Origin of the sequence: Bacillus sp. FSL K6-0268 (assembly GCF_038005425.1) — a bacterium.
GTDB classification, from domain to species: domain Bacteria; phylum Bacillota; class Bacilli; order Bacillales; family Bacillaceae_G; genus Bacillus_A; species Bacillus_A thuringiensis_S.
Window position 1 is genome coordinate 2,973,585 of sequence record NZ_JBBOTF010000001.1, and the last position, 26,642, is coordinate 3,000,226.

The window sequence follows — 26,642 nt, forward strand, 5'->3', positions numbered from 1 at the left end:
CATATGCGTATATCCCCTCATGTCTTTGGAAACGATAAATAGTAACTTTAAGACACGAGGTGATTTGTAATGGATAAAAAGAAACGTGATAAAGCAAAAAATACATTATCTAGTACACAAGAAGTTCTCTATCAACGAGAATTTCAAAAAGCAGATCGTGCAGCAGGATATCGCTCGAAAAGCATTTAAAGTGAAAATGAATAATTAGAAGTTTCCCCCCTAATTATTCATTTTCATTACATAATTTTCTCGACTGATAGAAGTAAGCAAAAAGGACCCTTATACATAAGGGTCCTTTTTGCTGTGGACAACTTTATCCACAAAACCAACGAAATTGTTAGTAATTTTCAAAAACATTTAATATTTTTCTATATTAAAGTATATATCAGCTGTTTTAATTGTGGATATTTTTCTAAAAATTGTGGACAATGTGGATATAGTTGTTAATATTCCGACTTTACTGTTTAATGAAAGCGCAATCCTTTTGTGGATAACTAGCTGAATTTTCTTTGAAAATAATAAAGAACCCTCTTTACATATACAAAGAGGGTTTCATATTAAGTAAAAGATTGTGCAAGAGCAGGTGATTTAATAGGTATATGCCGCGGTTCTGCATGATTTTCTGCCAAAATTGCATCTACAATATGACCAGCTGGCTCTGGAAGATAGATGCTTTTCATTGCTTCTTTCATTTGAAGAAGCTTCACATCATCTTGTAATAATGCCTCTGTTTTTGCAAAAACCTCACTATCATCGCGAATGACAACTGCTGCTCCTTTTTTTTCAAAGTACATCGCATTTTCATTTTCTTGTCCTGGAACAGGTTTATATAAAATGACAGGTACTTGCAACGCTGCTGCTTCACTTAATGTTATTCCGCCTGGCTTCGTAATCATACACGAAGTAACTCGGAATAATTCATCAATATTTTCAACATACCCAAACACTTTTAATGCATCGGAATTTTGATTCTGTAAACTTAATAAATCCTGTTTTAAAGCTTCATTTTTCCCACAAACGACAACTACTTGTAAATTAGGCACTGACATAAATGATTGGCATAGTTCTTTTACATTTCCTAATACCCCATGAGCACCTGCTACAATTAGTAAAATCTTTTTATTCTTACATAACTGATATTTATTATATATGATGTCTGGATTTACCTTTAACTCAAAACTACTCCGAATTGGAATTCCTGTTTCAACAATTTGTTCCGCAGGTACACCGATATCAACCATCAATTCTTTCACGTGATCCGTTGCAACAAAATAACGATCTACTTCTCGATGAATCCATATTTTGTGCACGCAAAAATCAGTTAATACGTTATAGACAGGAATTGAAATCCCTGTTTGTTTCTTCAATTCTGGTACAGCGATAATTGGAAATGTATTAATTACAATATCTGGTTTCTCCACCTGTAACAGTGTTTTCAAACGTTTTCTTCCAAAGTTCGCATACCAAGATGCTATTTTCTTATCATAAATTTTTTCTACCCCGTAATAAAACAAACGATATAGTTCTTTTCCTATTGTATAACTTTTTAAATATAAATATTTTGTAATGTCAGTTATAAATGGATGTGATTCTCCAAACAAGTCGCATACAATAACATCTTCAATTCCTTTTTGGCGAAATGTTTGTTCTAATGTTTTTGCTACTTGCACATGACCATTACCGTAATGTGCAGTTAATATTAAAACCTTGGGGTTTTTTATCAAACAAATCCACTCCTAGCTTTTTGTTTCTCCATATTGCATATACGACAATAGGAAAAACATTTTCCTTAAAAATTACATAAACAGATTCTAATAATTCCCTTTTCAGCTATGTACCTGTCGTGGATATGCAAAGCATATAAGATTGACCCCTTAATCCTATCTGTGCTCATATCTTTACATTATACTTTCCTATAAGAGCTTTCGCAATAACTTACAAATGTTCTCTATTCCATGATACTCACTCTTTTACTTCTTAATTCTTTTTACTATTTTGATTTCCCTTTACAATTATGTAAATTTCTCCACTTATTCCGTACAAAATTATGGATATTCTACTTTCAGTATACTCTTTTATCAATATATACTCTAGATTTTATTGTAAAGAAAGCAAAAAGCCTAATCCAATATTTGGATTAGACCGCTTGTAAAATATGTTTAGCATGTTCTACATTTTTCTCAGTAGGTGGTTCTACATTTGCGAGTGGATACTTATGTCCAAGCGCCTCCCATTTATATACACCAAGCTTGTGATATGGTAACACTTCAACTTTTTGAACATTAGACAGACTTTGAATAAAGCTAGATAGTTTTTGTAGATCCTCTTCATTATCCGTAACACCAGGAACTAATACGTGTCGTACCCAAATCGGTTTATCCTTATTCGATAAATAACGAGCGAATTGTAAAATATGTTCATTTGGTTTCCCTGTTAATTTACGATGCTTTTTGGAATCGATATGTTTCAAATCCAATAAAACTAAATCTGTATAATCCATTAAAATATCTAGCTTACTTTGGAATTCTGGTTCCTCAGAATAACAACCACCAGAAGAGTCGATTGTTGTATGGATACCAGCCTCTTTACACTTTTTAAACAACTCAATTAAAAAGTCTAGCTGTAATAATGGCTCTCCACCGCTAACTGTTATACCGCCTCCGGAGGCTTCAATAAATGGAAGGTAACATGTCACATCCTGCATCACTTCTTCAACTGTTATTTCTTTACCTTTACCGATTTCCCAAGTATCAGCATTATGACAATATTGACAACGTAATAAACACCCTTGTGTAAATATGACATAACGAATCCCTGGGCCATCAACAGTACCACAAGACTCTACAGAATGTATTCTTCCTTTTACCATGTTACTTCCTCCTTTATTGAAACAGCCTCCCTTCGCTATATATTAAGAGCGAAGGGACACTTTTTTCATTTACATGCTTTCATGCATTGTACGGTTAATTACATCAATTTGTTGTTCACGAGTTAATTTAATAAAGTTTACAGCGTAACCAGATACGCGAATTGTTAATTGTGGATATTTCTCAGGATGTTCCATTGCATCCATTAATGTTTCACGATTAAATACGTTAATATTTAAGTGATGGCCTTCTTTTACTGCATAGCCATCAAGCATAGATACTAAGTTACGTACTTGTACATCATCTTCTTTACCAAGTGCTTTTGGAATAATAGAGAATGTATTAGAAATACCATCTTGTGCATCTTCATATGGTAATTTAGCTACAGATAATAATGAAGCTAATGCACCTTTTGTATCACGTCCGTGCATTGGATTTGCACCTGGTGCAAATGGTTCTCCAGTACGGCGTCCATCTGGAGTGTTACCAGTTTTCTTACCGTATACAACGTTAGATGTAATAGTTAAAATTGACATTGTATGAACGGAATTACGATATGTTTTATGTTTACGAAGTTTATTCATAAATGTTTTCACGAGATTTACAGCGATTTCATCTACACGATCATCATTGTTACCGTATTTAGGGAAGTCTCCTTCAATTTCGAAGTCCACTGCAATACCGTTTTCATCACGGATTGGTTTTACTTGTGCGTATTTAATTGCACTTAATGAGTCTGCTACTACAGATAGACCCGCGATACCTGTTGCCATTGTACGAAGAACATTCGTATCATGAAGTGCCATTTCAATACGTTCATAGCTATATTTATCATGCATGTAATGGATAACATTTAGTGTGTTTAAATATAGACCCGCTAACCATTCCATTGTCATATCAAACTTATGCATAACTTCTTCGTAATTTAATACTTCAGAAGTAATTGGTGCGTACTCAGGACCAACTTGTGCTTTTGATTTTTCATCTTTACCACCGTTAATCGCATATAATAATGCTTTCGCTAAGTTTGCACGAGCTCCGAAGAACTGCATTTGCTTACCGATTCTCATTGCAGATACACAACAAGCAATTCCGTAATCATCGCCGTAATCAGCACGCATAATGTCATCATTTTCATATTGAATTGCTGATGTTTTGATGGACATTTTCGCACAGTAGTTTTTAAAGTTCTCTGGTAATTGTTTAGACCAAAGAACTGTTAAATTCGGTTCTGGAGCTGGTCCTAAATTATCTAATGTATGCAAGAAACGGAATGAGTTCTTTGTTACTAATGGACGACCATCTAATGCAATACCACCGATAGATTCAGTTACCCAAGTTGGGTCACCAGAGAATAATTCATTATAATCAGGTGTTCTTGCGAATTTCACAAGACGTAATTTCATAATGAAGTGATCTACAATTTCTTGTACTTCTTCTTCTGTTAAAGTACCATTTGCTAAATCTCTTTCAATGTAAATATCTAAGAATGTAGAAGTACGTCCAAGACTCATTGCAGCTCCGTTTTGCTCTTTAATCGCCGCAAGATATGCGAAGTATAACCATTGGAACGCTTCTTGTGCATTTGTTGCTGGTTTAGAAATATCGAAACCATGAGAAGCAGCCATTTGTTTTAGTTCTTGAAGTGCACGCATTTGCTCAGATAATTCTTCGCGTAAACGCATTGTATCTTCGCTCATTACACCGCCAGTTAAATTTAAATCAGCTTTTTTCGCTTCAATTAAATGATCAATACCATATAATGCTACGCGTCGATAGTCACCGATAATGCGTCCACGACCGTATGCATCTGGAAGACCAGTAATAACGCCTGATTTACGTGCATTTCTCATTTCTGGTGTATAGGCATCGAATACACCTTGGTTATGAGTTTTTCTCCAATCTCTAAAAATACGACTAAGTTCTTTGTCCATTTCGTATCCATAAGATTCACAAGCTTGCTCCGCCATACGAATACCACCATATGGTTGTAAAGAACGTTTAAATGGTTTATCAGTTTGGAAACCGACTACCTTTTCAATATCTTTATTTAAGTATCCTGGGTCATGTGATGTAATAGAAGAAACAATTTTTGTATCCATATCAAGAACGCCACCGTTTTCACGTTCTTTTGTTGTTAAATCCATTACTTGATCCCAAAGTTGTTTCGTTGCTTCAGTTGCTTCTGCTAAGAAAGATTCGTCTCCTTCGAAAACGTTTACATTATTTAAAATGAAATCGCGAACATCAATCTCTGCTTTCCATTTTTCACCTTTAAAGTTTTCCCATGCGTTTTTAACATTTTCTAATACTTGAGTCATCCTAATCTCCTCCATTTTTGATTAGTACAGGACTAAGATTTTTTATATAACAGCTTACACACTTAGAATACTACTTTTTTAAGAAAGTGAACGAAATAGTTGTGACATGTTTGTGAAAAATCGAGCAAACCACTATATATATAGTGGTAACTTCATTTAAAAGTCTTTAAAATTAACCCTTTCCTTAATTGTATTTTTTTGGTATTCTTATATACGAGTCCTATTTTGTAATATAAGAACAATACCCATTGTAGAGCTGTAATACTCTTATCTCCTAATCTGTTATAGTTTTTATAACAGAACAAAAAAGTGTACACATGTTGTACACTTTTTTGTTACTTCTATAAAACATCTCTTTTTCTATTGCCATCATAGAATCCGCCACGATTGTCTGTTAATGCAATTATTTGCTCTAGTCCCTCTATATGATCACCTATAATTCGAAGTACAGCTGGAGGATGACCTATTTTTGCAAAATGTTCACTGGGACGAATACGGTTCATCTTATCAACCTCAACACGATATACACACGCAATTTCAAATCCAGAAAGAAGAGCCTTCACTTGTGCTACACAAGGTGACAATAAAGATTTATACCCAATTGCTTTCAAACACTTGTGGCTAAATGCATTAGGTACCGCAATAAGTGATCCTACCCCTAAATCCTTTCTATCACAAGCTAAATTTAGTGCATACTTAAACGCAGTTACAAGATGAAGTGGTACTCTTAGATCTAAATAATGATTTAAATCATTTAATGCGACGTCCTTTCCATCTGCAATAGCTTTTGCAAAAGGATATAGCTCCCTAGCTGGAATAACAAAATCACCATCTATAAATAACACAATTTCTCCTTTTGCAAAATAAGTTCCAAGTGAACGCCCTACATCGTTTCCAAGGGCTTCTTTATATACAATTGTCGTTGCGCCCTTGTCTTTTGCAATCGTTGCTGTTTTATCTGACGAACCATTTACGACGACGATGATTTCAAAAGGTTCAATTTTACGAAGCTCTTCTATAACGTTTCCAATTGTTTTCTCTTCATCTTGTACAGGAATAACAACCGATAGTTGCTTTCCTTTATACAAATTGGATGTAACGCCCCATCCTTGATAAAAATCTTCGAAATTTAAAGTATGATAGACGCTATTCCTTTTCCTATTTCCATCATAATATCCCCCGCGTGTATCACTGCTTACTATCCGTTCCGCAACAGCTTCTATATGATCACCTATCATTCTTCTTTCAGATTGAGAAAGGCTCGTGCCATATGCAGCATGTTCAACCGGTCGAAATTTATTCGGCGTAATAACATCAATAGCACAATGACGGCTAATTCTCCATTTACTTTGTGCTATACGTAAATGAGCTACAATAGGATTAACTAAACATTCGTATCCAATACTCTGGACGACTTCTTTCGTCAACGCATGAGGTACAGATAATAAAGAATCTATTTTTAATTCTTCACGCTCTAACATTGCATTTAATATTTGACGCCACACTGTAACAGAATGGGGTTTTTGTTTCTTTAAAAACAATGCGTCCAAATTATTTAAAACGATGTCAGTCTGATCATGTAAAATCGGATTAAGAAACAATTGTAATTTTGAAGTTGGAATAGCAAAGTCCCCATCTATAAATAGTAATACATCACCTATCGCATATTTTGCGCCAACTGCACGTCCAACATCGTTTCCTAATAGTTCTGTATGCCTGATTACTTTACATCCTAACCGATTAGCAACCTCTTCTGTACCATCATTACAACCATTTGCTATTACAATAATCTCTACTGGATTTAACGGTTTTACCGATTGAATAACGTCTGAAATTGTATCCACTTCATTACTTGCAGGAATAATAACTGATAGCGACTTAGCCATTGTTTTCTTCATGAAACCACTTAATAGTTTCTTTCAATCCTTGTTCCCACGTTACTGTCGCTTGAAATTGAACAAGCTCTCTTAACTTCGTTACGTTCGGCCTTCTATTTGGAATTTCTTCAAAGCCATGTGGATATACTTCCTCAAAAGGAACTTGTATAATTTTTGAAGAAGATTTCGTTAGTTTTTTAATTGTTTCTGCTACTTCTTTTATACTCTTTTCGTTCTCGGAACCTATATTAATAATCTCACCATTTACCTTCTCATCCATTGCTCGAATCGTTGCCTCTACCGCATCACTTACATACGTAAAGCAACGTGTCTGCTTTCCATCTCCATATACGAGAATATCTTCTCCTTGCAGGGCCGCACTGATAAATCGCGGGATTACCCCTGCATACGGACCATCTTTCGCTCTTGGACCATAAATATTAAAATAACGAACAATTGTTACCGGTAAACCTTCTAATGCGTAGCCTAAACATAATGTTTCTTCTAATGTTTTACACACTGCATAACTCCAACGTATTTTAGAAGTTGCCCCGTACAATCGGTCCCCTTCTTCTGAGAAAGGCGGTTTGCCCTTGCCATATACTTCGGAAGTAGATGCAAAAACTACTTTCTTCTTTCCTTTTAATGCTGCTTGTAAAATGTTTCTCGTTCCATCAAAATTCGTTTCAATGAGCTCTATACTTTTTTCCATTGTCGTTTTAACACCTAAAATTGCTGCTAAATGAAACACTACATCATGTTGATTTACTAACTCATAAATAGAATTTTTGTCTAAAACACTTATTAGAATAACCCGCATCTCTCTCATTAGCTCATTATGATACTTATTTTTCCCTTTATAGAAGTTATCCACAATCGTGACTTCATAACCCCTTCTCACCAACTCTTCAGCTAAATGAGATCCAATAAATCCGGCCCCACCTGTAATTAAACATTTCTTACTCATACACTCACCTTCTTTATAATTCCCCTTGTATCTATTACTCGGTTCATTCCTTTAAAAAGCTTCCAATCGATATTAGAATGATCAGTTAAAATTAAAATACAACCTGCCTCTTTAACTGTTTGTTCATCCAAGGCAACGGATTGATACACCTTATCTCCAATTTCTGCAGAAGAAATATATGAATCATGGTATTTTATCTTGTATCCTTCTTTTATTAGTAATTGAATAATTGGCAAAGCCGGTGATTCCCTCAAATCATTTACATCTTTCTTATACGCGATTCCTACAATTAAAACTAGTCCGGGTGATTGCACCATGCCCTTTACTTTCCGGACAATTTTCTCTGGCATTTCTTCATTAATTACATGTGCCGCCTCAATTAATTGACTAATTGCCCCATTCTTTTTTATTCTCCATTGAAAATATAAAGGATCTACGGGAATACAGTGCCCCCCTATCCCTGGTCCTGGCCAATACGGAGTAAATCCAAACGGTTTTGTAGATGCCGCTTCAATAACCTCATAAAAATCAATCCCTAAACTTTCACATAGTGTGTTTAACTCATTTACTAAAGAAATGTTAACTAAGCGCTGAATATTTTCAAATAGCTTACACATCTCTGCTACTTTCGGAGAGCTAACAGGTACAACTAAGTCAAAAATGCTACTATATAAATCCTGTACTTTTTGTTTGCACTTTTCTGTTTGTCCACTAATAACTTTTGGAATAGCTTGAACTGAATATTGACTATTTGCTGGATCAATTCTCTCAGGAGAATATCCAATATAGAAATCTTCTCCTACCTTTTTGCCGGCTTGAGAAATAATAGGAATAATAACTTCCTCAAGTGTGCCTGGGTATGTGGAACTTTCAAAAATGAAGGTTTGTCCTTTTTGGAGATTTTGTTGTATATAATGCGAAGCTGAAATGAGGGCACTTAAATCTGGTTCTCTTCGTTCATTAATTGGAGTTGGAACAGTAACAATAACATAATCACTATTTTGGAAATCAGTAATACCTTTATCTGGTGTATTTACTATTAATTTATTTTTAGTCAATAAACTTTGTAACACTTTAGAAGAAACATCTGGAATATAACTTTCTCCTTTTATAATCGATTCTATTTTTCTAGTATCTTTATCTAATCCTAGTACGGTATATCCTCTTTCTGCAAAATGGACTGCTAAAGGAAGACCAACATACCCTAATCCAATAATAGCTACTTTACTACTAGCATTCATCTGTATTCTTTTCTTCCTTTCTCAATTGTTGAATAATGTCTCTATCGCGATCTCCATCCGTAAAACTCCCACGTTCGTCTGTATATTGTAATAGATAAGCAATCGCCTCAAGTTGATCACCGAAAATACGGTCAAATGCCGGAATACGTCCATTTACAAACCCATGTTGCTCCGGGCGTACCCGATTGGTTTTTATAACATCTACAAATTCTACTGCTGTAATAGAAAAAACCTCCAAAATAGCTTTCATTTGGGCTAATGGCGGAATAACAAGCGAGTCATATCCTATTTTCTCTATTACCCTTTTATGCATAGCATGTGGTACTGCCGTTAATGAGTTATTCCATAAATCCGGTCTTTTCGCTACTAAATTCACAAAATATTTCCCCATACTAATTGGATCTGCAGGATGAAACATATCTAATAAGCATTGTAAATCATTTAAAACCACGTCACTTCCATCTTCAACAGCTTGCAAAAATGGAGTGAGTTTTTTTGCTGGAATAACAAAATCACCATCAACGAATAAACAAATATCTGCCGTAGCATGCATGGCACCTATCGCTCGTGCTACATTATGTCCAAGCGCCTTCGTAAATTCAACAACAATAACATTTTCTAGCTTTGCGTGTTTAACAGTCTCAAAATCTGCGCCATTCGCGACAACAATAATTTCATCTACCCCTGCTTTTTTCACTTCTTGTATAACAGATCTTATCGTCATTTTTTCTTCTGACACTGGTATAATCGCACTATATTTCGCTTTTTCCTTCTTTAATACAACGGGTTTATAGTTCCCTATAAACTCTCTATCCCTGTTTCCCTCCGAAAAACCGCCGCGTTTACCATATGTTTCGATTACGTATTGTAAAGCACGTAAATGATCACCCATAATACGGCTAGTCGCTTTCGGATAAGGAGAACCAGGTGATGTTCCCGTATGCACAGGACGAACCTTATTTGTGTGAATTACATCGACCGAAGCCGTATCAACAATATCTACTCCTCTAGACATCGCCATCGCTTGAAATAGTGCTGGATCTGCTAAATTCCACCACCCAAGTTTCTCGATAACTTTCCTGTTCATCGCATGTGGAATTGCGATTAAAGATCCAACAACAAGCTCCTTTTTATTCAAATAACGATTCAACATGAACTTTCCAACTGTCGTATAATGTGGTCTCATCTTTAAATAAACCGACCATGTTAAATTATTCACAACAATTTGATGCCCTTGTTGAATCCCTTTCACGAAACGTTGTAACTCTTTACTATCAATAACAATATCACCATCTAAAAACAAGACAATTTCACCTTTTGCTTCTCTAGCTCCAATAGCCCGTCCAACATCATTGCCAAGAGAATGTTTATAATAAATCATGTGACAATGATGTTGTAACGCTATTTCTTTCGTCCCATCTGTTGACCCATTATCTACCACGATAATTTCGTAAGGCTCGAGCTTCTCCACTTCTACTAAAACTTGCGATAAAGTACTCGCTTCATTGTGCGCTGGAATAACAACTGATACTCTCATACTTGTATCACGCTTACCCTTCCAATCGAACATAAGCAATAATAGGAGTACGCACAATTACATCTTCCGGTGGTCCATAAGAAGGAGAAGTACGCACAATTATCGCCCCATCTGTCACAGATAAAAGAATGCCTGTAACAATTTCTACAGCTGTCACAACTTGCACTAGCTCACCAACATGGTTACGTAATTCATCAGTAAATAACATATATAACTCTCCTTTCTTACACTTCTTTAATTGATATAATGCTTGTAAATGGTAATAAAACTTCAGTTCCTATTCCTTCTTGCAATGTTAAGAAATCATCACCAACTGCTACAATAACGCCTGTTAATTGTCCAACCGTCACCGTAATTTCTACGTTTTTACCTAAATACTGCTTTGCAATTTCTTTAAAAGGTGATGTATTGCATTCTTTTAAAATATTACAAATAATAGATTGAAATTGACTTGATTTTATAAATTCTTCCGTAGCTTGCTTAGAGTTTCTTTGAATAAACCTTGCAAAGTTTTGCGAAAATAAAAGTCGTTCCACAGCAGGCAATAATTTGTCATCTAAAAAATAGCCTAATTGTCTATTAAATAATCTTGATAACTTATGCCAATATTTTCCGAACAGACACATACACTTCTCCTCCTATTATTTTTAGATTACAAAATTTCACATCCATACATCTTAATGTATACAAAACAGATGTTTTTGTGATAGGTAAGACATACATTTTCTAAAAGAAATATTTGTTTAAGGGCATAAAAAAAACTATCCAAAAGGATAGTTTCTTACACTTCAATATTCCGCAACATTGTATAAATGTCGTTATTCACTTTACCAAACGATTTAATGTTGTTTTGGATGTTAGATAATAAAACGACATACACACTTCCGCTTTTACTAAATCCATTTAAGCAATTCCATCCTGGCATTACACCGTGATTCGAATAACTTCCTGGGTCTACGTACCATCCAAATCCGTAATCTTTTTTTCCGCCTGTAAACATTTGATCATAGCTCTCTTTTGAAATTAACTTTCCAGAGAAGAGTGCTTCGTTAAATAAATATAAATCATGTGCACTCGTATATATATCACCACAACCATATAGTTGTGACATGCTCGGAATATTAGGTGTTGTCATATTGTTATTTACTATTTTATAACCCGTTGATGGGAATCTTGTTTGTTCTAATTCTGTGCCAAAACCAGAATGTTTCATACCCACAGTAGCAAAAATATGTTTTTTAATATATTCTTCGAGCGGCTGTCCACTTACCTTCTCGGCAATGTATGCAAGTATAGAGTAGTTCGAATCGGAATACTTCCACTTCTCTCCTGGACCACCAATACGCTTTTGATTTCCTATTCGCTTTATCAGTTCTTCATGAGAAATATCTTCTTTTCCCTGCTCATATTCTGGAATCCCTGATGTATGTGTTAATAGATGTTTTAGCTGAATACTATTACCTTGTGGAAAATCTGGAATATACTTCGCAACAGTATCTTCTACTTGTAATTTTTTTTGATCTTTCAACTGCATAATAGCGGTTGCTACAAACGCCTTTGAAATAGAACCAATATAAAAAGTCGTCTCTGAATTATTGGGTACTTGCTGCTCTTTATTTGCCATACCGTACCCTTTATTCAGAAGAACTTTTCCGTTCTTCACAATAACAGCTGTCCCGCTAAATCCTGCGTTTTGTAAATACTGGTCCAATTGAGCGTTTTCATTAATTTCTTGAGGTGGTCCTTCAGTAGGCTGTTCCGCAGCTTGCGCTTGCTTCACTTGTTCTTCCTGCTCTTTTTGTTTTTGTTCTTCTTGCTTCTTTTTTTCTTCTTCTTTCTTTTTTAGCTCTTCTTGTTTCTTCATTTCTGCTGCCGCTTTTAAAGTTTCTTCTTTCTTATTATGCTCAACAATTTTTGTATACATGAAATATACAAGTGATAATAGTAAGACGAGAATGATTGTCCTTTTTATGTATACAATCGGCCGATGTGCTTTCCCATTCGCATTATTTTTTTCCTGATCCATAATTGCTTTTTTCCCCTTACTCACCAATAATTTAATTCCTCTACTAAAGATTTATTTTAGTAGATTATGGATAATCCATTCTATATCATCCCTACTTTATCACGCACTGCAGATATTACCAACCCATATGTACAAAAAAGAAAAAGAAAATTTACAAAAGTAAGATTCCCTTTAAATTATAAAAAAAAAAAGAAGATATCCTGTAAAAAATTGATGTTATCAATCTTTTTGGACATCCTCTTATCTCATTATTTATACGTGTTTTTTCATATCATCGGCAACAGATTCAACATTTGTACCTACGATAACTTGTACACTTGTGTCACTTAATTTCATAACGCCTTTTGCACCGGCACGTTTTAATGCTGCTTCGTTTACTTGACTAGCATCTTTTACTTGTAAGCGTAGACGTGTTGCACAGTTATCAATAACTGTTAAGTTTTCTTTTCCACCTAGAGCTGCTACGTAAGTTTCACCAATTGAACCTGCAACTGGTGCATCCACATCTTCAACTAACTCATCGTCATCTTCACGACCTGGAGTTTTTAAGTTGAACTTCTTAATTAAGAAGTAGAATACTGCAAAGTAAATTGCTGCATAAATTAAACCGATACCTGCTAATAATACAGGTTTTGTTGCAATACCAAAGTTAATAACATAATCAATAGCACCTGCGCTAAATGTGAAACCATCACGAATGCCAAGTGATGTTGTTATGAATAAAGAAAGACCTGTTAATACTGCATGCACACCATATAATACTGGTGATAAGAACATGAATGAGAATTCGATTGGCTCTGTAATACCAGTTAAGAATGAAGTTAATGCTAAACCAGCTAACATACCAGTAACTGCTTTGCGTTTTTCTGGTTTAGCAGCCGCAATCATTGCGAAACACGCTGCTGGTAAACCAAACATCATAACTGGGAAGAAACCAGTCATAAACATACCTGCTGATGGATCTTTTGCAAAGAAACGAGCAATATCACCATGAACAAGATCACCAGCTGCATTTGTAAAGTCACCAAGTACAAACCAGAAATAAGTGTTCATTACGTGATGTAAACCGATTGGAATTAATAAACGGTTTAATAATCCGAATAACCCTGCACCGATTGAACCTAGGTTTACAATACCGTGTGACACTGCATCAATACCAGTTTGGATTGTTGGCCAAATTTGACCAAATAATAATCCTAAAAGAAGCATTACAATAGACGTAATGATCGGTACGAAACGTTTTCCAGCGAAGAATCCTAACCATTCTGGTAGTTTAATCTTATGGAATTTGTTGTATAGTAATCCAGCGATAACCCCGGCAATAATACCACCGAGTATAGCCATATTTATTTTTGGTGTCAAAGCTGCTGCTTTAGAAACTTTATTCATCGTATCTGCTAATTTAGTTGGATCTACTGAACCGACTAAATCTTGAACACTTTTTAATTTATCATTTAATTCTGCTGTTGAGTAAGTAACACTTAAAGCATTAGTTGTATTCTTCATAACTAAATAACCAATTGCACCTGCAAGACCAGCTGCACCACTACCGTCAACAGATAAGCCGATTGCAACACCAATTGCAAAAATAAGTGCTAAATTATCAAAAATTGCTGCACCGGCCTGTGCCATAACAGGAATGTTTAATACGTCTTCTTGTCCTAGACGAAGCAATAATCCTGCTGCTGGTAGTACTGCGATCGGAAGCATTAAAGCTTTACCAATACGTTGTAAAAACTGCAACATTTTAATTCCCCCTAATTCAATTTATGAAATCGTTATCATTATAAGTACGCCTTAGAAAACGCTTTCTATTTACATAACCATAATAACATATAGTTGTATAGATGTGTAGTTTTTATTTTTGGATTTTTTATGGATAAATCTCCTATTTCCAAACTGTTATATAAAAGGGAAATTCTCCTTTTTTAATACAGAGGACGCGAAACGAACGACCTGCTATAGAACATGTAACTTTCGTTTTATCATTCCACTTTTTCATGTTATTATTTATTTCCGAGCATATCGGGAAAAGTAAACTTAGTTAATTCGAAATAGGAGCGTTGGTACTATGCAGTGCATTGAAACAAACAACTTACAACAGTTGTTAGAACAAGTAAAACCATATACAAAAAAAGGAAAACTTGCTACTTATATCCCCGAACTAGGAAATGCAAATCCAGACGATTTAGGGATTGCCATTTTCCATAAAGAATCAGAATATATCCATGCAGGCAACTCACAAACACTATTTACTCTTCAAAGTATTTCCAAAGTAATTACACTTGCCCTTGCCCTTTTAGACCGTGGCGAAGAATATGTATTTTCTAAAGTTGGAATGGAACCAACGGGTGACCCATTTAATTCTATTATTAAGTTAGAAACGACAAGTCCGTCCAAACCCCTTAATCCAATGATTAATGCAGGAGCATTAGCTATTACAAGCATGTTAGCAGGAAAAGATAACGAGGAAAAAACGGAGCGTATCCTTCATTTTGTACGTGAAATAACAGATAATCCTACTATTAATTATTCTTCTAAAGTTGCCAATTCAGAATTAGAGACAGCTTACTTAAATCGTTCACTTTGTTACTATATGAAACAAAACGGAATTATCGATTGTGACATCGAAGAACTTATGGATTTATACACTCGTCAATGTGCAGTTGAAGTAAACTGTATTGATTTAGCACGTATTGGCTTAATTTTTGCAATGGATGGATATGATCCATATAAAAAGAAACAGATTATCCCTAAACATATTACAAAAATTTGCAAAACATTTATGGTCACATGTGGTATGTATAACGAATCTGGTGAATTTGCAATCCGTGTTGGTATCCCTGCAAAAAGTGGTGTAGCCGGTGGCATTTTCGGCTGCGTAAAAGGTGAAATGGGAATCGGTATTTTCGGGCCAGCTTTAGATGCAAACGGAAATAGTATCGCTGGTTTTAAAATTCTTGAACTTCTTTCTGCTCAAGAAGGCTGGAGTATTTTTTAATGGAAAGTTATCCTGCTAGTATAGCGGGATTTTTTTATTTGATCTGTTATCAATATCCATACAAAAACGGTATTGAAAGTTTCTCTTTATTATGCATATTTGCTCCCCCCTCCCGAATAATATAGTACAACCTAGCGCTATATGTGGAGGTGTGAAAGATGAAACTAATATTTCAAATGGGAAAACAACCTGTTCTTGAAAAAACAATTCTTCTTTTTATATTGAGTATTGTAGAAAGCTTAAAGCTAAAAGTTGTTTCACTCGACGAAGCTCACCGATACATATTCAATTTAGAAGTACTTGAACTATTAATGGACCGGAACATCGATGATCAAGTACTTGAACTTATTCATTTCGGAATGGGACTTGAAGACATTCACCATGTGCTTCCTGAAGAACTTGAGCATACGATCGAAGAATTAAAGTGGCTTTGCATTCAAGTATTAAGTGAGTACAGTATGCATGAAGAATCCGAACAATTAATTGAAGATATACGGTAAAAAAAGCACCTATGTAGGTGCTTTTAATGTTTTTTTAAACTATTTTTATACGCCTCAATATTTACTGGTAGCTCTTCCTCTTCCAAAGTATGTTCATTTACATCTTTATGAATGAACGCACCTTTAGGTGGTTGATGATCATGCCCTTTTTTCTTATGATCAAATGCTTTCCCGCGTCCCATACAAATCCCCCTTTCTTAAAAGAAATCCGTATTAGTATGGAGAAAAGTACGTCGATATATGCAATCCCTTGCTGTATTTCCAAGGAAATACTCGAACCTTGTTTTCTACTCTCCTTACAACAACTGATCAATCCCAATAAGAATTAATAACACTCCTGCAATAACCGTCGCCCATTTCCCTAAGTATTCTGCTAAATATCGTTTTCCTACATACCCAAAACCACTTATGCAAATAAAACTAAACACCCCAGAAATAGTCGCTGTAAGCCAAAGGTTTAAATTTGTTACTCCAGCATCGAACCCACCTGCGATATTATTAATAGACAATGCAACCCCTAAAACAAGTGCTTCAGAAAAACTAATTGTTTTAGATCCATCGAAATCTGCTTTTTCTGGATCACGTAAAATTCCCATAAGTACATTATCATCTTTAGAACCTGCTGTATTTTTTTGACTCAAGAAAGGCTGGCATAAAATAAACACCCCGATTATCCCTAAAACGATTGCTCCAATCAAGTTTGCTGTAAACTCTGAAATAAATAACGCAATCCAGTTCCCAAAAAATCCCGCTAATAAAGTAAATAAAAATCCAAAGAATGCGATGATAAAATTGTTAAACCACGAAATACGAATTTTACGAATGCCATACGCAATTCCAACACCTGCATTATCTAAATTAGAAGCGATCCCGATTAAAAAAATTGAAAATAAGCCTGCCGTACTCATAAATAGTCACCCCTTTTTCTCACTTTTCAATGCATATTATGAAAATGTTGAGCAACTGTGCCTGTCTGTTTCATATACTTGTAATAAATGCTCAACATTTTTTCAACACTAAAAAAGGAGTGCCTACACTATGGCTAATGAAAACCCGAATGATCGGCTTGGTAAATTAATAAAAAAACTTTTAAAAGAACGCGCCCTATCTATGCGCCAACTAGGAATACTTACAAATATTGATCCTGCAACGGTCTCAAGAATTATTAATGGCAAACAACCGCCGAAACAAAAACATCTACAAAAATTTGCAGAATGTCTTCAAGTTCCACCCCAATTGTTATTTGATGAAATGTACCCTGATTCTCCTCACATAAATAAAGAAAAAACGGATATGTACACATCTCTTGATACCATTCAGCAAACTTTACAATCCTCTAACTTATTCGATTTCGATTACACTACAACTCGCGTAAAACAAGAACTCGAAAATTACGAACGCTATGCCCAGACAACAGAAGGCGAAAATCGTATTCGTGACAGTTTCGCAAGCAAATTAGAGCAAATTGATAGTGCTGGTCCTTTTATTGAACAATTAACAGATATGTATCAACAATTTTGCAATGAAACCATTTCAAAAGAAGAACGTGCAGTTCTTGGGAGCGCATTACTTTATTTCATTTTATCGACAGATATTATTCCCGACTATCTCTTTCCAATTGGCTATTTAGATGATGCGATTGCCGTTGAATTAGCAAAAGAGAAATTACTTGAAATGAAACGAAAGACATAGCAAAATAAAGAACTATTTCAGTTGTTTCTATTTAACTCTGAAATAGTTCACTAAAAAATAGTACAAGTATACATACCTGTACTATTTCAACATACTAATCTATTTTTTCATATGACACCATTCATATATAAATGCTGTTATTACTTTTGTAAATTCAATTAACTGCTCTACTTCTACTTTCTCATTTATTGAATGAGCTTCCTCTAATGTGCCTGGTCCGTAAATAACAGCCGGAATATGAAATTCACTAAACCAACCACCATCCGTTACCGTTGCAGACATATCTAAAATTGCGTTTTTAGACAGAATTGATTCATGTACTGAGCTAAGCGTTTTTACAGCTGTATGTTCACTATCTATTTCTAAAGAAGGAAAAATTTCACCACGATCTACAATCATTGATTCTCCGCCCCACTTAAATTGTGGCGGATTTTCACTTAACCATGGATCGGCAGCTGCCACCTTTCCAATATACTCTTCAATTTCGTTTATTATTTGTTCATGTGTTTCATTCGGATAGAAGTGCACTGTTATCCACAATCGGCACTCATCCGCAATGAACGCCGCATGCCTTCCTCCCTCAATAACAGCTGGATTAATTGTTGTTGTTCCAGATGGATAGCCTTCATATGTTTTCATGACTGCCCAGTGGCGCTCTAATTCTTGTAAGCTTTGCACAATTTTCATCATTTTTTCAATCGCACTCGCTCCAAATAAACGTCCTCCAGCATGGATCATTTGTCTACGCGTTGCATCATGAAACGTTTGCGGACTTTTCACTGTAATCCATCCAGTAATGACACCGCCTTGCCCTTGCATATGTAAATCACTCGTATCCACTACGACTGCAAAATCAGCATCGTAACCCCTTTTGCAGCATTGAAGTGTACCTGCTTCTCCAACTTCTTCTCCAATTACTGATTGAAAAGTTAAATCTCCAGGTAATTCAATACCAGCTTCTTGTAAAAGTTGAATGGCAAATAGCGCTCCAGCCAACCCACCTTTCATATCTGCTGCGCCACGTCCAACTAACCAGCCATCTTTTATAAATGGATTAAATGGATTTGTTTCCCACGCCTCATCTGCTGAAACTTCAGCTACATCCATATGCCCATTAATAATAAGACTTTTATATGAGTCACTTTTTATTCCTTTTTTTACTCCAACAACGTTCGGATCATTCCGATATACATCCCATTTATCAATACTAAAATTTCGTTTTCTTAAAAACTCTGCAATAAATTCTTGCGCTTCATTTGTATTTCTCGCTGGTGGTGCTGGTGTTTCAAAACGAATTAAAGTTTTTGTAAGTTCTAGTAATTCCTCTTTCCTTGAATCTATTTGTTTTAACAACTGCGAAACTTCTGGATTCATCGCTAATTCCCCTTTGCATACATAGTATGTTTCCAGCTTTATTTTCACAAAAAAAGAGACTGTTTACAATTTTACAGTCTCCTAATTAATCACTATTATAAATTCTCTACTTCCGTTGTATTTGTCTTTTCAATATGCTCCACATTACTTCCCTTATTTCTTGTAGCACGATAAAACAGTAAACAAACAATCATAAATGGAATACCACAATACAATGCCATTCTTTGTTCTGGAATAAAGGCCATGCCAACGATTACTGTTAAATTTAATACTAACGCAAGAAGTGGTACAAATGGATACAATGGTGTTTTAAATTTCAAGTCCTTAACATCCCCGCCCCGCTTCATGTATGACCTTCTAGCTAATAAATTTGATAAAGCAATAGATGCCCAAACTAGTATCGCTCCGAACCCAGCGATAGAAAGCAGCCATAAATAAACTGTATCTTCCGCATAAATACCTGATAGTAGTGAGAGACACCCTACAATTGTGCTTACGATTAATGCATAAATAGGAACACCGTTTTTAGATAACTTGCCAAAAATTGGACTAATCATTCCTTGATTAGACATAGACCATAGCATACGCGAAGTTGCATATAATCCTGAATTCGCAACGGATAGTACTGCTGTAATAATAACGAAATTTATAATATCTGCTGCATAAGGAATACCAATTTTATCAAATACAACTACGAATGGACTTTCTATTACTCCTGCTTGCTGCCAAGGGAATAGTCCAGCAAGAATAAAAATAGATAGTACAAAGAAAACAAGTATACGCCAAACTGTATTGTTAATTGCCTTCGGGATCGTTTTCTCTGGATTTTCACTCTCACCTGCTGCAATACCAACTAATTCTGTTCCTTGGAAAGAAAAATTAACTGCAATCATTGTAATTAAAATGGCTGATAATCCATTTGGAAACAATCCACCATAATCAGTAAAGCTAGAGAACATTGGCGCTGGTTCATTTCCTTTCATATCTAGAAAACCAAACATTGCTGCCCCGCCCAAAATAATAAATGCAATAATTGTAATTACTTTAATACTTGCAAACCAAAATTCCACTTCCGCAAAACTTCTTGAAGATAACGCATTAATAGCAAAGAGCAGTACTGCGAACACTACACACCAAATCCATGACGGTACATCGGGAAACCAGCGTTTCATCAAAATACTAACTGCAATTAATTCAATGCCTATCGTAGCAGACCAGTTTAACCACGACATCCATCCCACTACATAACCCGCTGCAGGGGAAATGTGCTTTGTCGCATACGTTTGATAAGACCCTGCGTCAGGCATCGCAACAGCTAATTCTCCTAAACAGAGCATCGTTAAATACATTACAAATCCACCGACAAGATACGCTACAATTGCTCCTCCAGGTCCAGCTTCATGAATCGTATAACCTGACCCTAAAAAAAGTCCTGTACCAATAACTCCACCGAGTGCAATCATAAATATGTGCCTGCTTTTCAATTCTCTTTTTAATCCTTGGTTTTGATCCATCATATAAATCCCCCTCGTATATTAATATTTAAGCCCTATCTCAGGCTTAGTTTTTCTCTCTAATAAGAGTCCAGTAATAAAGAAAATACTTGGACGTCTCAAGATATTTCTAGATAATGGTCTTAGGATCATTTGGGACAATTCTGTATTCCCCTGTGGATTTACCACACGAAAAGAGTGTTTCTCAGTGAACGCGCGGGGCTCCCTACTCGCAGGCTGAGCAGCCTGATCCTCGAACCTAGATGTTAGTAGCTCTAGGGCGGCTTTCGATTCAGGACTAGCTCTTATACACGAGGTTGTTGGTCGGCGTACACACTAGAGATATCTCGAGACGTCCAAGCAATGATTCTAAATCGAAAGGAGGTCTCTTACGTGAGATTATTTGTTGGTCTAGATGTAAGTTCGTTTGATATGAAAGTTTGCTTTTTAAATGGTGAAGGAGAAAAGCTAGATTCTTTTTCAGTCAGTAATGACTTACCAGGTGCACAGGTACTTAAAGAACGATTATTACAGTGCACAACCAATCAAGAGGTTGAAACTTTAAAAATCGGCTTAGAATCTACATCTGTTTACAGTTTTCACCCATCCATGTTTCTCCATCATGACGAAGACTTAAAAAGATTTGGCACAAAGGTATTTCTTCTAAATCCAAAACAAGTCGCAAACTTCAAGAAAAGTTATTCAGACATGAATAAGACTGACGAAATTGATGCCTTTGTCATCGCTGATTATTTACGATTTGGGCGAAATCAAATGTCCATCGTGAAAGAAAGTCAATACGTGGCATTACAGCAATTAACAAGAGCTCGTTATCAACTCGTTAGAATGTTGACAAAGGAGAAACAACATTTTCTACAACACCTAAGTTATAAATGTAATACGTTCTCACAAGAAGTCGATTCTTCTATATTTGGTAACGCCATGATGGAATTGTTCCTTGAAAAATTCAGTCTAGAAGAGCTAGCTGACATGCCTTTAGAGGAACTCGCTGAGTTCCTACAGGAAAAGAGTAAAAATCGATTTGGTGACCCGAAATGTGTCGCATCAACCATTCAAAAGGCTGTTCGCACGTCGTACCGTTTAGATAAGGTGGTAGAAGACTCAATCGATATTCTTTTAGGAACATCAATCGAAATCATTCGTACCTATCAAAGACAAATTAAAGAACTAGAAAAATCTATTAAGCGGATCATGGCTGGATTAACGCAAACATTAGAATCCATTCCTGGAATCGGGCCTATATATGCCGCTGGTATTATCGCTGAAATTGGCCAAATCGAAAGATTTGACGATGAAACCAAAATCGCAAAATATGCCGGGTTATATTGGCGTACATACCAGTCTGGCCGGTTCACCGCTGAAAATACTTCATTATCTCGTAATGGGAATCATTACTTGCGGTATTACTTAGTTGAAGCCGCCAACTCTGTAAGAAAGCATGTATTGGAATACCAAGAATATTACGCAAAAAAGTATAATGAAGTACCAAAACATCAACACAAACGTGCACTCGTTCTAACCGCAAGAAAATTTGTGCGATTGGTGGATGCGCTACTACGTAATCACCAACTCTTTACGCCTGAAAGGTGTGTGAAAGTGTGACATAAAACTTGTCATCGCTACCTTTCAATCAATTCCAGTATTTTACATGCGGTGCTGGTCTAGTTTCGTGATGTCTTTTTTAAGCAATTTGTCCTTTGATAACTTCAAAATATATTATTTTTCAGTTGACATACTACCGCAGGTCTTTTCACTTTGCCAACCCATTTAATGTAAGCGTTTTTAAAATTATTCACCGTAAAAATAATGAGTTAAAAGAGCAAAATTACACGTCACTTACATTAATCACTGCCTGTTACTAAAAGGTCATCCCTTACTGTTATTAATAACTTTTGATCAGCAATAGCTTGTCCTTCTACTACTTCTAATGATTCAATATAACCACTGATCCCTATCTTAATTTCTACTTTCTGTTTATCTATTGTTTCAATTAACGCTAATTTCTCCCACTCGTATACGTAAGAACTTTCCGTAACAAATAACTTCTCTACTTTTCCATAACAAGGACTATACACACCTTCTATAACTGTCTTCACTTTATAAATTCCCCCTCTTATTAATTGACACCGCAACGTTGTATATCCTATAAAAATTCATATTCTCCCCTCTAGAGATTTCGAATATTATTTATGCAAAATACGTACCAAGTCTCTGATTCATATATTAAATGAGAGTTTCACACAAAAAAGCGTGCACAACCGCAAAATTTTTCTATCATTTGAGAAGTTTTAAAAGGAAAATAGCAAAAAAATTTTGCGGTTTTATAAGAATTTTAATAAAATTATAAAAAGTCAGTCTTCATAGGGTGAAATGAGGAGAAGATAATCTATGCGTACAGAAGACATTAATTTTAAACAGATCATTGAAATGAATATGCTATATGAAACTTTACTCAATGAACTCGATATCGGGATTCATATTATTAATGAGGAAAGTAAAACGATTGTCTATAACCGCAAAATGATGGAAATTGAATCAATGGATCGCTTAGATGTGCTATATAAAAGTCCTTTAGAGGTATTTGCATTTGAAGAAAATAAAAATAGTACTCTTATAGAGGCATTAAAATTTGGAAAAACAAAGAAAAATATAAAACAAACGTATTTTAACAATAAAGGACAAGAAATTACAACGATTAACGATACTTTCCCTATAATAGAAAATGGAAAAATTAAAGGTGCCATTGAAATATCAAAAGAGATCAGTCACTTAAAGCAAACAATAAGAATAGGCCCTTCTCGAAAACAAAGCACTAAATTTACCTTTGATCACATAATTGGTGATTCTGAAGCAATTCAATCCATCATTACAGAAGGAAAAAGAGTAATTCGTACATCTTCCTCCATACTTCTCGTAGGAGAAACAGGTACTGGTAAGGAACTATTTGCACAAAGCATCCATAATGAAAGTCAGCGTTCAACAAAACCTTTTATTTCACAAAACTGTGCCGCTATACCTGATACCTTAATGGAAAGCCTATTATTTGGTACAAATCGAGGTGCCTTTACAGGAGCAATAGATAAACCAGGTTTATTCGAAGAATCAAACGGAGGAACTTTGTTATTAGATGAAATCAATTCATTAAGCCCAATTCTTCAAGCTAAGTTGCTACGGGCTATACAAGAAAAAACAATAAGAAGAATCGGAGGTACACACGAAAAAGAAATTGATGTTCGTATTATAGCAACTATTAATGAAGATCCCTTCGAAGCCATCGCACATGATCGATTAAGAGAAGACTTATATTACCGATTAAGCGTCGTTACTTTATGTCTTCCGCCTTTACGGGAAAGAAAAGAAGATATTCCAGCTCTTGTTCAGCACTTTATTAAAAAATATAATACTCAATTCGTGCTCAACGTAACCGATGTAGATGTAAATGTAAGTGAATTTTTCTATGCATACGATTGGCCTGGAAACGTACGGGAATTGGAACATATAATTGAAGGTTCCATGAACTTGATAGAAGATGAAACCATCATTACAGCTTTTCATCTTCCTACTCGCTTTCGCGAACAAATAAAAAAAGAATTCAACATGCAGCATACACTAACTAATCACAATACTGATGCACCTAAAACTTTAAAACACACAATAGAAAAAATGGAAAAAAACTACATCAATCAAATTCTTAAAGAGAATCACGGTAACATCTCACAAGCTGCAAAATTTTTAGGATTAAGTAGACAAAATTTACAATATCGAATTAAAAAACTGCATTTACACATATGAAATGAACATTTCTCCAAATGCAAAAAATAATTTGGTAAAACATGTTACAATGAACATATAACATGCTAGAAAGGGGTTATATATATGAGTAATGATAAAAAATTAAAGGTAACTACTCAGCTTCTTCAAATAAAAAAACAGGCCAAATACATGTTTCCGATTCGAAAACATGAAAAGAAAATACTCCAATCAGAGAAAGAATCTATGCCAAATAGAGAAATTCTCTTATGAAGTCGTGTTATTCCAAGGAACCGTTCTAGTTTCTATGACTTGGTTTATCGCTTGTAAGACCGATTGTTTTTGTTTTTTCATGGTACTCATAAAGCTTCGTATCTGACAAAAAGATTCTGCGCCTTTCTTACTTCGGAAAGTCCCAGACACTTTCTGTTTTACTTTCGTCATCCGAATATCCCGTTCTGCTTGATTGTTATCAAATGGAATGGCTGGATGTTCTAAAAACGCTAGAATTCTGTCAGAATACTTGACGAAGCGATTCCATAAATTTTGAGAAGGCGTCTGCTTTCCTTTCTTCTTTTGTTTCGTGGAAAGAATCTGTTGTTCTTTCAATATGGATTGATACATAATAAACAGATTCTTTTGCGTCGCTTTTGGCATGGTACCTTCGGATTGCTTTTTCATCGTCAACGCTTGCGTTAGAAATTTCTGCATCTGTTGTGCCCATTGTTCTCCAGTACTATCTATAATTCCTTGTAAATCTCGTAAGAGATGGGCATTACATAAAACGTGACGACAATCTGTATACGCATCATACGATTTCCAACCATCATGCATCGCAATTCCAGAAAAAGATGGCAAGATTTCTCCAGCATCCATTGCTTCTTTTCCACGTTTTTGATGAATATGTTGCAATGTCACCTCCGGTGTACTGGCAGTATGTAACCATTGTGTTTTGTTTTCTACACGCATACCAGTTTCATCAAAATGGACAACAGGAGACTGCAGAATCTTTTCCTTTACTTCTTTTATGAATGGCTGCAATTGAGAAGCGAAAGCCTGTGTATGATTTACCAGGGTTCCTTCGCTTATAGAATGTCCAAAACAATCCTGAAAGAATTCTTTTGTTCGCTTCAAAGAAATGCATTGATAATGCGTTAAATAGGGAATCAGTCTTTTTATATTTGGACCATATTGAACAGGACGAGATACTGTCGAAGGAAATTGGGCTTCTTGGATAGAATGGCAATGTGGGCATTCTTTCTGTTCTACTTTATGTTCTGTCACTTCGATCTGAATAGGTGGTAAGTCATACACTTGGCGAATGCGATACCCTTTTACAGGCTCGTGGTTCAAGGAAGTATGACAACAAGTACAATATGTAGGAGAATGTGTAATCGTATGATCTGGAGTCGCTGTCAAACCAAGAGTATGTCCCTTGTGGCCCAACTGGCCACCCGTTTGACGATGAGACGGTTTGCGCAAACTTTTTGTAACGGGCTTACCCAAACCATCTGTAGAAGGTGGCTTATGACTATTTTTGGAGTTTTTTTTTGAAGCATTTTCTAGTTCTTGTATACGTTTTTCTAACTTAGAAAATGTTTCTTCAAATAAAGAAATAACAGCTTCAGGTCCTTTTTTATATGTATCTAAAATAATTTTTCGATCGACCATAAGATTCACCTCCCCTGTTTGATATACTCAGTATTTACAAATGGGAGGCATATGAAACTAGTAAAATTTAAAAAAGACACCGAAAGGTGGCTGAGTAGTTACAATTAAAGTTATTACAATACTTATACTTTTTCCCTGCCATGCTCTGTATGATGTTATTCATTAATTCCGATGTAAGCAGCTCTCCTTATGCAAAGCTATTAGGAACAATTTCGGGCTCCTTTGCAGCTATTATGCTTGCTGCTTTTTGGAATTTGAAGCTACATATAAAAAACGAGAAATCTTCGTAATACTAAAAAAATCG

Annotated in this window: 25 protein-coding genes and 2 pseudogenes; 8 read left to right on the forward strand and 19 right to left on the reverse strand. The window is 35.4% G+C overall.

Translation table 11 applies throughout. The features are described 5' to 3' along the window. The first annotated feature begins 69 nt into the window (after positions 1-69). The gene (locus MHI28_RS15335) at positions 70-189 is read left to right on the forward strand and encodes a YfhE family protein (protein WP_000358482.1); all 120 of its coding nucleotides are present in this window, start codon (positions 70-72) and stop codon (positions 187-189) included. Between the two features lie 368 nt (positions 190-557). Here the strand turns inward: MHI28_RS15335 and MHI28_RS15340 are convergent, their stop codons facing one another. The 13 genes and pseudogenes from MHI28_RS15340 to MHI28_RS15400 form a co-directional block, all read right to left on the reverse strand. After that, on the reverse strand, positions 558-1,724 hold the full coding sequence (locus tag MHI28_RS15340; protein WP_000594686.1) for a diglucosyl diacylglycerol synthase: 1,167 nt from the start codon (positions 1,722-1,724) through the stop codon (positions 558-560). A 413-nt stretch (positions 1,725-2,137) separates the two neighbouring features. Beyond that, positions 2,138-2,869, reverse strand: a complete 732-nt coding sequence (gene pflA / locus MHI28_RS15345) for a pyruvate formate-lyase-activating protein (protein ID WP_000238468.1) — start codon at positions 2,867-2,869, stop codon at positions 2,138-2,140. A gap of 69 nt (positions 2,870-2,938) precedes the next feature. Continuing rightward, on the reverse strand, positions 2,939-5,188 hold the full coding sequence (pflB, locus tag MHI28_RS15350; protein WP_000195467.1) for a formate C-acetyltransferase: 2,250 nt from the start codon (positions 5,186-5,188) through the stop codon (positions 2,939-2,941). A 152-nt stretch (positions 5,189-5,340) separates the two neighbouring features. Further along, positions 5,341-5,561 (reverse strand): annotated as a pseudogene (locus MHI28_RS15355) (hypothetical protein). Then, positions 5,530-7,074 carry a glycosyltransferase family 2 protein gene (locus MHI28_RS15360; RefSeq protein ID WP_012614731.1) on the reverse strand — a complete coding sequence of 515 codons (1,545 nt, stop codon included), beginning with the start codon at positions 7,072-7,074 and terminating at the stop codon, positions 5,530-5,532. Before MHI28_RS15360 ends, MHI28_RS15355 begins: the two are co-directional and overlap by 32 nt. After that, positions 7,067-8,032, reverse strand: coding sequence for an NAD-dependent epimerase/dehydratase family protein (locus MHI28_RS15365; RefSeq protein WP_000037051.1), 966 nt, complete (start codon positions 8,030-8,032; stop codon positions 7,067-7,069). The genes MHI28_RS15360 and MHI28_RS15365 overlap by 8 nt, the downstream gene beginning before the upstream one ends. Next, positions 8,029-9,273 carry a nucleotide sugar dehydrogenase gene (locus MHI28_RS15370; protein ID WP_000994265.1) on the reverse strand — a complete coding sequence of 415 codons (1,245 nt, stop codon included), beginning with the start codon at positions 9,271-9,273 and terminating at the stop codon, positions 8,029-8,031. The genes MHI28_RS15365 and MHI28_RS15370 overlap by 4 nt, the downstream gene beginning before the upstream one ends. Continuing rightward, a complete protein-coding gene (locus MHI28_RS15375) occupies positions 9,263-10,810 on the reverse strand; it encodes a glycosyltransferase family 2 protein (RefSeq protein ID WP_003309053.1) in 1,548 nt (515 codons plus the stop codon). Before MHI28_RS15375 ends, MHI28_RS15370 begins: the two co-directional genes overlap by 11 nt. Before the next feature lie 13 nt (positions 10,811-10,823). Next, on the reverse strand, positions 10,824-11,018 hold the full coding sequence (locus tag MHI28_RS15380; RefSeq protein WP_000899475.1) for a hypothetical protein: 195 nt from the start codon (positions 11,016-11,018) through the stop codon (positions 10,824-10,826). Positions 11,019-11,034: 16 nt separating this feature from the next. Continuing rightward, positions 11,035-11,436, reverse strand: a complete 402-nt coding sequence (locus tag MHI28_RS15385; RefSeq protein WP_000335512.1) for a hypothetical protein — start codon at positions 11,434-11,436, stop codon at positions 11,035-11,037. Between the two features lie 155 nt (positions 11,437-11,591). Then, entirely contained in the window at positions 11,592-12,836 is a 1,245-nt protein-coding gene (locus tag MHI28_RS15390) for a serine hydrolase domain-containing protein (RefSeq protein ID WP_340828068.1), read from the reverse strand. Positions 12,837-13,088: 252 nt separating this feature from the next. After that, complete coding sequence (gene nagE, locus MHI28_RS15395; RefSeq protein ID WP_000938888.1) at positions 13,089-14,582, reverse strand: N-acetylglucosamine-specific PTS transporter subunit IIBC; 1,494 nt, start codon at positions 14,580-14,582, stop codon at positions 13,089-13,091. A 142-nt stretch (positions 14,583-14,724) separates the two neighbouring features. Further along, positions 14,725-14,838 carry a transcriptional regulator gene (locus tag MHI28_RS15400; RefSeq protein ID WP_079245029.1) on the reverse strand — a complete coding sequence of 38 codons (114 nt, stop codon included), beginning with the start codon at positions 14,836-14,838 and terminating at the stop codon, positions 14,725-14,727. A 69-nt stretch (positions 14,839-14,907) separates the two neighbouring features. On the opposite strand from MHI28_RS15400, the gene glsA reads away from it, so the two are divergent. Further along, the gene (glsA, locus tag MHI28_RS15405; protein WP_001149847.1) at positions 14,908-15,837 is read left to right on the forward strand and encodes a glutaminase A; all 930 of its coding nucleotides are present in this window, start codon (positions 14,908-14,910) and stop codon (positions 15,835-15,837) included. 158 nt (positions 15,838-15,995) lie between these two features. Beyond that, positions 15,996-16,337 carry a DUF3969 family protein gene (locus tag MHI28_RS15410; RefSeq protein WP_000766603.1) on the forward strand — a complete coding sequence of 114 codons (342 nt, stop codon included), beginning with the start codon at positions 15,996-15,998 and terminating at the stop codon, positions 16,335-16,337. A 23-nt stretch (positions 16,338-16,360) separates the two neighbouring features. Here the strand turns inward: MHI28_RS15410 and MHI28_RS15415 are convergent, their stop codons facing one another. Then, on the reverse strand, positions 16,361-16,519 hold the full coding sequence (locus tag MHI28_RS15415) for a hypothetical protein (protein WP_000532409.1): 159 nt from the start codon (positions 16,517-16,519) through the stop codon (positions 16,361-16,363). A gap of 114 nt (positions 16,520-16,633) precedes the next feature. After that, on the reverse strand, positions 16,634-17,245 hold the full coding sequence (gene ytaF / locus MHI28_RS15420) for a sporulation membrane protein YtaF (RefSeq protein ID WP_000100730.1): 612 nt from the start codon (positions 17,243-17,245) through the stop codon (positions 16,634-16,636). Between the two features lie 130 nt (positions 17,246-17,375). Between ytaF and MHI28_RS15425 the strand changes: the two genes are divergently transcribed. Then, positions 17,376-18,029 carry a DUF1232 domain-containing protein gene (locus tag MHI28_RS15425; RefSeq protein ID WP_001262777.1) on the forward strand — a complete coding sequence of 218 codons (654 nt, stop codon included), beginning with the start codon at positions 17,376-17,378 and terminating at the stop codon, positions 18,027-18,029. A 99-nt stretch (positions 18,030-18,128) separates the two neighbouring features. On the opposite strand, the gene MHI28_RS15430 is transcribed toward MHI28_RS15425, so the two are convergent. Together MHI28_RS15430 and MHI28_RS15435 are read right to left on the reverse strand one after the other, a co-directional pair. Continuing rightward, positions 18,129-19,403 carry an acetylornithine deacetylase gene (locus tag MHI28_RS15430; protein WP_001067752.1) on the reverse strand — a complete coding sequence of 425 codons (1,275 nt, stop codon included), beginning with the start codon at positions 19,401-19,403 and terminating at the stop codon, positions 18,129-18,131. A gap of 95 nt (positions 19,404-19,498) precedes the next feature. Continuing rightward, on the reverse strand, positions 19,499-20,920 hold the full coding sequence (locus MHI28_RS15435) for an amino acid permease (protein WP_000969252.1): 1,422 nt from the start codon (positions 20,918-20,920) through the stop codon (positions 19,499-19,501). Positions 20,921-21,289: 369 nt separating this feature from the next. Here MHI28_RS15435 and MHI28_RS15440 point away from each other — a divergent pair, with 369 nt between their 5' ends. Then, on the forward strand, positions 21,290-22,519 hold the full coding sequence (locus MHI28_RS15440) for an IS110 family transposase (RefSeq protein ID WP_100909797.1): 1,230 nt from the start codon (positions 21,290-21,292) through the stop codon (positions 22,517-22,519). A gap of 239 nt (positions 22,520-22,758) precedes the next feature. On the opposite strand, the gene MHI28_RS15445 is transcribed toward MHI28_RS15440, so the two are convergent. After that, on the reverse strand, positions 22,759-23,013 hold the full coding sequence (locus MHI28_RS15445; RefSeq protein ID WP_000859489.1) for a biotin/lipoyl-containing protein: 255 nt from the start codon (positions 23,011-23,013) through the stop codon (positions 22,759-22,761). 292 nt (positions 23,014-23,305) lie between these two features. On the opposite strand from MHI28_RS15445, the gene MHI28_RS15450 reads away from it, so the two are divergent. Beyond that, positions 23,306-24,709 carry a sigma-54 interaction domain-containing protein gene (locus tag MHI28_RS15450; protein ID WP_001258425.1) on the forward strand — a complete coding sequence of 468 codons (1,404 nt, stop codon included), beginning with the start codon at positions 23,306-23,308 and terminating at the stop codon, positions 24,707-24,709. An 84-nt stretch (positions 24,710-24,793) separates the two neighbouring features. Next, the gene (locus tag MHI28_RS15455) at positions 24,794-24,940 is read left to right on the forward strand and encodes a hypothetical protein (protein ID WP_340828069.1); all 147 of its coding nucleotides are present in this window, start codon (positions 24,794-24,796) and stop codon (positions 24,938-24,940) included. Here MHI28_RS15455 and tnpC read toward each other — a convergent pair. Then, complete coding sequence (gene tnpC / locus MHI28_RS15460) at positions 24,935-26,338, reverse strand: IS66 family transposase (protein ID WP_100910632.1); 1,404 nt, start codon at positions 26,336-26,338, stop codon at positions 24,935-24,937. The genes MHI28_RS15455 and tnpC overlap by 6 nt on opposite strands. Before the next feature lie 101 nt (positions 26,339-26,439). On the opposite strand from tnpC, the pseudogene MHI28_RS15465 reads away from it, so the two are divergent. Next, positions 26,440-26,628, forward strand: a pseudogene (locus tag MHI28_RS15465) (hypothetical protein); the annotation flags it as partial. Positions 26,629-26,642: the final 14 nt, after the last annotated feature.